6 protein-coding genes are annotated in these 6,982 nt (G+C 61.0%); 1 reads left to right on the top strand and 5 read right to left on the bottom strand.

Annotated elements, in window-relative coordinates; genetic code table 11:
• Positions 1–192: 192 nt before the first annotated feature.
• A complete protein-coding gene (locus VFI82_17340) occupies positions 193–2,106 on the bottom strand; it encodes a hypothetical protein (GenBank protein ID HET7186449.1) in 1,914 nt (637 codons plus the stop codon).
• Between the two features lie 260 nt (positions 2,107–2,366).
• On the opposite strand from VFI82_17340, the gene VFI82_17335 reads away from it, so the two are divergent.
• Complete coding sequence (locus VFI82_17335) at positions 2,367–2,597, top strand: hypothetical protein (GenBank protein HET7186448.1); 231 nt, start codon at positions 2,367–2,369, stop codon at positions 2,595–2,597.
• A 74-nt stretch (positions 2,598–2,671) separates the two neighbouring features.
• Here the strand turns inward: VFI82_17335 and VFI82_17330 are convergent, their stop codons facing one another.
• The 4 genes from VFI82_17330 to acs form a co-directional block, all read right to left on the bottom strand.
• Positions 2,672–3,427: a sugar phosphate nucleotidyltransferase gene (locus tag VFI82_17330; GenBank protein ID HET7186447.1), complete on the bottom strand. Its 756-nt coding sequence runs from the start codon at positions 3,425–3,427 to the stop codon at positions 2,672–2,674.
• A gap of 30 nt (positions 3,428–3,457) precedes the next feature.
• Positions 3,458–4,549 (bottom strand): glycosyltransferase, encoded by a 1,092-nt coding sequence (locus tag VFI82_17325; protein ID HET7186446.1) that lies wholly within the window; start codon positions 4,547–4,549, stop codon positions 3,458–3,460.
• Between the two features lie 96 nt (positions 4,550–4,645).
• Positions 4,646–4,783: a hypothetical protein gene (locus VFI82_17320; protein HET7186445.1), complete on the bottom strand. Its 138-nt coding sequence runs from the start codon at positions 4,781–4,783 to the stop codon at positions 4,646–4,648.
• 182 nt (positions 4,784–4,965) lie between these two features.
• Complete coding sequence (gene acs, locus VFI82_17315; protein HET7186444.1) at positions 4,966–6,936, bottom strand: acetate--CoA ligase; 1,971 nt, start codon at positions 6,934–6,936, stop codon at positions 4,966–4,968.
• Positions 6,937–6,982 lie beyond the last annotated feature (46 nt).

Raw genomic sequence — 6,982 nt, 5'->3', positions numbered from 1 at the left:
GGCGTGGCGCGGCTGCCGAACGGCGCCGCGAAGGCTACACCGAGATTTATTTTACAGACGTGAATGGCAGGTTGCAAACCCGGGCGCGGGACGCTCAGTGCACCCCTGTCAGTTCACAATGTGAGCCGGGACTCTTCCGTTTTGTCGCATCCTCGCGGAATGATGACGACCCTTCGAACCCAGCCTCAGCGGTTACTGCACCGTCAGGTTGACGGTCGTGGTACGGCTCACCATTCCCGAGACGGCGTTCACCGTCACCGTGTACGTCGTGGAGGCGCTCGTCGTCGTGGAAGCGCTCGTCGTCGTTGTCGAAGCTGTGTTCGATGACTGCGTTGTGCTCGTTGAAGATAGCGCCGCCTTCGGTGTCGCGCCGCCACCGCCACACGCGAGTTGCGCCAGCAGCACCAGGGCAAGGATCAGCAATCCAGCCAGTCGCAGGGTTCGCGCCGAAGAGGCCCGTTTCCGCCGGGCCAACGCTCCCGGCAGCATGACCATTCCCAGCGCACCCGGGGCCCAGAATGCGAACAGCGGGAAATTATGGTGGCGCGATGCTGTCATGGCCGAGGTTGAAATGGTGAGCGCTACTGAAGTCATTGACGCGCCCGGTGTCACGGTCGCCGGGGCGAAGCTGCAGGTCGCGCCTGCCGGCAGGTTCGAGCAGGAGAGTGTCACCGGGTCGGAGGCGCCGGTCTCGGTCAGCCCTAGAGAGAACTGCGCGGTTTGACCGCGTGTCACCTGCGCCGACGCTGGTGTCGCGATCAGGGTAACGTTCTTGCCACCGGCGGGCGGCAGGGTTGATGAAACCGACAGCGTCACCGCCTGCGACATCTGGTTGCGCATCGACGGCTTACCCACCGCTTTGACATAGAGTCCGTAATTGCCCGCCGGAATGGTAAGTGTCGCAAGATCGTAGGCGGTGGTGCCGGCAGGCAAGTCGCCCAGCGAGGCCAGGTTGTTGCCATCGCTAGAGATGAATACTGTGTAGTGATCGACAGCGGTGGGATCGCCGCTGATCGTCCACTGCAATTGCGTGCCTGTGAGCGACGCTGCCACGGTCACGCAATTATCGATTCCGGTTTCCAGCTCGGTTCCCTCTTCGTAGTCGTTCCAGGTAATCAGTTGCATCACCGGAAGCTGGTTGGAGGCGGAGTAATACTTATTGGCCGCGGCGAAAGTGTGCAGCCACGTCTGGCCGCAGTTCTGCTCGATGTGGCGTCCTCCCGGCGGCGACCACCCGGCAAGAATGTCGTTGAAACCCTTCCATACCGCGCCGAACGCCGGCTTGGAGGGATAGGTCGCTACCGCATTGGAGTAGAACCAGTACAGCTCATCGGTGCCGTCATAATTGGGCGGTTCGTTGCTGAGGGTCTTCGGTTCCATCCATCCGAACGCGCCGCCGCTTTGCGCTGTCGCAAACCCGCCGAGGTTGCGATGAATGATCAAAGGATTGCCGGGAACCTGGGCTTGCACGGCGTTCCAGTCCACCGATTGCGAAAGCGTCTCCATGCCGAATTCGCGCAGGACCGGACGGCCGCCAATGCGGAAGTAGGCGGGGGAGGAGAAAAAGTCGCCGGCAAGTCGAGTAAAAAGCTGGATGACGGCTGTGGTCGCGCTGCAGGTGGAAAAGCAGGAGTCCCATTCGACCGCGCCCTTATCGACTTCCACGAATACATTGAACGCGCTATGGCTCTCCGCTTCGGTAACCATCAGCTTTACGCCGAGGGCCTCGTAGCTGTCCGGACCGTACCAATCGACCACCGCGCCGTCGAGTCCGCGGCTGATCATGTCAACGACCTGGCGATGCACCTGGGCGGGATCCTGCGAGCTGTAGCCGATGTCGATGTGCTTCGAACTGCCCCACCAGGGCTCCACGTGGGCGAAGAGCTTGGTGGTCGCCCCGGGATACAGCAGAGACCGGATTGGCACCTTGCTGATGTTGCCGGCGCCGAGGTTTCCGTCCGCCTGCGTGAAAAAAACCGGCGATGCGCTCGTATTGTTTCCCGTCTCGGCGGCCAAAGTAGTGGTCGGCGCGGGAATATCGGCGGCCTGCAAGCCTGGGACCGGGACGAGTACTAAGATAACTGCGACCAGCGCTGCGATGCGCATTGCACCTCCAGGGGTTAAGGAAACTGGTGGGTGCAGTGTAGGGTTAAGCTGGGTTAGGAGGATTAAGGAAGAAGCTCTAACTCGCCTGTCCTTTTCGCCTTACGACCAATCGCGCCAACAAGGGCCCGGATTGTCGCCACAGAAATGCTTAGGGCGCAAACAACGTTAAGGACGGAAAGGGAGTCCAACAGCAGGTGACATTCAGGCCGGGGATTCCGCTGTGAGGGTGGCAGGAGAGTAGAATGGCGCCCCAGACACGTATGGAACAGACAAAGATGTCTCCGGAAGTAAATACCAAGCTGCGCTCGCTGGCCCACGATCTGAGTAATTCGATCGAGACCGTAATGCAGGCCTCCTACCTGCTGGCGCAGGCCAAACTCGATGACACCAACAAGAAATGGCTGGAACTCATTGATAATGCGGCACGTGATGCGGCGCGCATCAATCGGGAAATTCGCGAGGTGCTGAAGTCGCAGACCGAACCGAAATAGCAGAGTTCAGACGACGGACAAAAGGAAGAGCCGCGACCCGCGCGGCTCTATTTTTTACAGCAGACTTCTACGGACTAAGCCGCCTTGCGCACCGTGCCCATGGCGCGCAGAAAATCCTGGGCGTGGCGGAAGCCCTCCAGGGTGCCCACGTCCATGTACTTCTCGCCGCAATGGGTGGCGCGCACGATGTTGCCGGCCCCCATGTAAGCATTGAGCAGATGTCCCAGGTATTCGTCTTCATGATGGCGGGCGTCCCAAAGCAGCTTCAGCGTATGAAAGGCCTCGCCGGTGGCGGTAACAGCGCCCCAGATCCAGTGTGAGTGCGCGTTCTTCTGCTTGACCTCGACACGTTGTACGTAGCCCAGTTCATCGCTGACCACCGCATCAAATGCGGATGGGTCCAGCACCGGGAAACAAACCAGGTTGATTCCCGCCCCGTCGGTATTGTCCACGGCCTGCCGGTAGGCGTTTTCCGGGAACCAGATCGTATCCGGCAAGCCGAGCAGCACTTGTCCGTGGTGGCGGGCGAATGGTTCGGCGCGAAACAGCGCGTCGCACAGGCCCTGGGGCCGCCGCTGCACAACATAGAAAATCTCCGCGGCGAATTCGCGTTCAGCGAAATACTTGACGATGTCGCTTTTTTCCGCCGAGATGACCATGCAGATCTGGGTCGCGCCGGCGGCGATCATGCGCTCGACCAAGTATTCGGCGACGGCCTTGGGGCGCTCGACGCCATCAATCACGCGCGAGCCCACGGGCAGAAGTTCCTTCGAGCAACCCAGCGGCTGGATGCGTTGCCCGGCGCCCGCGGCGGGAATGATTCCGATCATTTCCGGTCTCCCGTAATCAGGCTTCCACTCCTAAGCTGCTTCGCGTAACGCTGAAACCGGCCTGCGCGCTTCCTCGAAATAGGCCAGCATCTCCCGGGCCCGGTCATCACCGGTGTGCTCGCACAGGGTCCGCTCGCGGGCGCGCCAGGCAATACGCGAGAGTTCCTCATCGCCGGCATTGAGCGCTTCCAGGACATCCTCAACGCCGGGCGCGACCAGTAGTTCATCGCCGGGAGAGAAAAATGTTTCCAGCCCTGGCCAATGATCGGTGATCAGCGGCGTGCCGCAAGCGGCGGCCTCAAAGAAGCGTCCCGAAGGACAGTAGCCGTAGCGCGCCATGCCGTCGCGGGTGATGTTCAAGGTCAGGCGCGAAGATGAATACAGTGCCGGATGATCGGCGGGCGCGACGTGCTCCAGGAGGCGCACGTTTTCCGGCCACCTCGATTCACGCGGGTACAGGGAGCCAGCCAGAATGAAACAGGAATCCGGACGGCGACGCGCCGGCTCCAGAAACAAGGCGTCCAGCTTATGCTGGCGGTCGGCGGCGTAGGTTCCCATGTAGCTGAGCGCGCAACGAAGGTCGGCGCGCTCGGATACGCAGTTGTGGACGTCGGGATCGACGCAGCCGTACACCGGTCGCGCCATGCGCGCTCCCCAATGCTGCTCCAGCACATCCAGGATGCGTCCGCCGGTAAAAGACAGATAGAGATCGAAACCGCCGACCTGGTCGCGGCAGAGATATTCCAGATTCCCCTGCTCCAGGTTCTGCAGGGTGATCGGCGTGTCCAGATCGTAAAAAACGCGCAGCGGACGTTGCAGCGGGAGAACGTCGTCCACGATACGCCCGCCTTCAGGGCAATAACTCGTGCAGACCACGACATCGCTGGCGCGGGCTTCACGCAGCGCCTGCGGACGCACCTGGTCCCATTCGTCATACAAAACCAGGTCGCAATAATCGCAATGGTCGAAATCGCGCCGCCTTGCATAGTAAGGAACATCTTTCTCGTAGAAGGTGACTCGATGCCCGCGGCGGTGAAGGGCGCGCACGATGGCGCGGAACGGAGTGGCGTGACCGTTGCCCCACGATGAAGAGAGGGTCAGCCCAAATATGGTGATCTTCAAGAATCCTCGCGCGAGCGCGGCGGCGCACAACCAAGCTGCTGACGTCTCAGATGGCGGCGAGAACCGGACCGTTGCCGGAGCAACAATGACCCCCCGTCAAAGAGCGCCAGCCAAGCGAAGGCGCATGACGGGATCGAGTTCTTGCTGGCGGCTGCGGCGCATGATCCAGCCCAGCAGCAGGCAGCCCAGCGCAATGTAGTAGAGGTCGGCGTTCTTGTAGAGATTCGAGTTCATGGGATTCCTTACCGGGCCCTCGGTCAGCTACTCGGAATTGGATTCCGCTGGTAACGCCGGTGTTGCACTAAAAATGGTGGTCGGTTGCCGATTGTCAGCTCGATCCAGTTTGCTGCGCAAAACAAAGCCCGGTCGAGGGGCGACCGGGCTACATCCGACGACTACTTACTCCCGACGTTAATTCACTCTTCTTCCTCCCGCAGCTTGGCAATGACGCCCAGATCTTCCAGCGTGGTGACATCGCCCTTGACGTCGCCGCTGGTCGCCAACTCGCGCAGCAGGCGGCGCATGATCTTGCCGCTGCGCGTCTTGGGGAGGACATCGCTGAAGCGGATATCGTCGGGCTTGGCCAGAGCGCCAATCTCCTTCGCCACCCACTTCTTCAGTTCTTCCTTCAACTCGGGGCTGGGCTGGTTGCCTTGTTCCAGGGTGACGAATGCAGCGATCGCTTGGCCTTTCAGTTCGTCCGGACGCCCGACCACCGCCGCCTCGGCAACCTTGGGATGCGCCACCAGCGCCGATTCCACTTCCATGGTCGAAAGCCTGTGCCCGCTGACGTTGATCACGTCATCCACCCGGCCCATGATCCAGAAATAGCCGTCCTTGTCCTTGCGAGCTCCGTCGCCGGTAAAGTAGATGCCCGGGATTTGCGACCAGTAATTCTGCACGTAGCGATCGGGATCGCCGTAGACGGTGCGCAGCATGCCCGGCCAGGGTTTCTTGATGACCAGGAAACCGCCCGAGCCTTCCGGCACCGATTTGCCGTCCATGGTAACGACGTCGGGCACGATGCCGAAGAACGGCTTGGTTGCGGAACCCGGCTTGGTTGGGATGGCGCCCGGCAGAGGCGTAATCATGATGCCGCCGGTTTCGGTTTGCCACCAGGTATCCACGATGGGGCAGCGGTCGCGCCCGATCACATCGCGATACCACATCCAGGCTTCCGGATTGATCGGCTCGCCGACGGTGCCGAGCAGCCGTAGCGACTGCATCTTGTGCTTCCTCGGCCAGTCCTCGCCCCACTTGATGAAGGTGCGGATCGCGGTCGGCGCGGTGTACAGGATGTTGACCTTGTGCCGGTCCACGATGTCCCAGAAGCGGTCCGGTTGCGGCGTGTTCGGCGCGCCTTCATACATCAGCGTAGTGCCGCCGTTCTGCAGCGGTCCGTACACAATGTAGCTGTGGCCGGTGACCCAGCCGATATCGGCGGTGCACCAGTAGATATCGCTGTCCTTCAAGTCGAAAATCCATTTGGTCGTGATATAGGTGTAGACGGAGTAGCCGCCGGTGGTGTGCACCACGCCTTTCGGCTTCCCGGTCGTGCCCGAGGTGTAGAGGATGTACAGCGGATGCTCGGCTTCCAGCGGCTCCGCCGGACAGTTCGGCGAAGCGTCTTTCATGAGCTCCTGCATCCAGTGGTCGCGCCCTGCCTTCATCGTCACCGGCGTTCCGGTGCGCTTGTTAACAATCACCGACTTCACCGATGGGCAGGATTCCAGCGCCTCATCGACCGCCGGCTTCAGCTTGACCTCGGCGCCTCGGCGATAGGAGCCGTCCTGCGTGATCACCGCGACCGCCTGCGAGTCGGTAATGCGGTCCACCAGCGCGTTCGAGGAAAATCCGCCAAACACCACCGAGTGCGGCGCGCCGATGCGCGCGCAAGCCAACATGGCAATGGGCAGCTCGGGGCACATGCCCATATAGATGGCGACCCGGTCGCCCTTCTTTACTCCCAGCTTCTTCAGCACGTTGGCGAACTTCGAGACTTCGGCGAGCAGCTCCTGGTAGGTGAGCTTGCGTATCTCTCCGCTCGGTTCGCCTTCCCAGATCAGCGCCGTCTTGGCGCCTTTGCCCTTCTGGATCTGGTAGTCGAGGCAGTTGTAGGAGAGGTTGATCTCTCCGCCGCTGAACCACTTCGCCCACGGCGCTTTCCACTCCAGCACCGTGTTCCATGGCTTGAACCAGTGGAGCTCTTTCGCGATGCCGGCCCAGAATTTCTCCGGGTCTTCGATCGACTCCTTGTACATCTTTTCGTATTCCGCCATGCTCTTGATGTAAGCCTGCTGGGCAAATTCAGGCGGCGGCGGAAACAGGCGCTGCTCCTGCAGGATCGAATCGATATTGGTGGACTGGGTTGTTGTTCCTTGTGCCATAAAAATCCTCTCTCGATACTAGGTACTCGGTACCAGGTACTGGTCC

Source organism: Terriglobales bacterium (assembly GCA_035691485.1).
GTDB lineage: Bacteria > Acidobacteriota > Terriglobia > Terriglobales > Acidobacteriaceae > JAIQGF01.
This window is presented reverse-complemented; position numbering and strand designations above follow the sequence as displayed.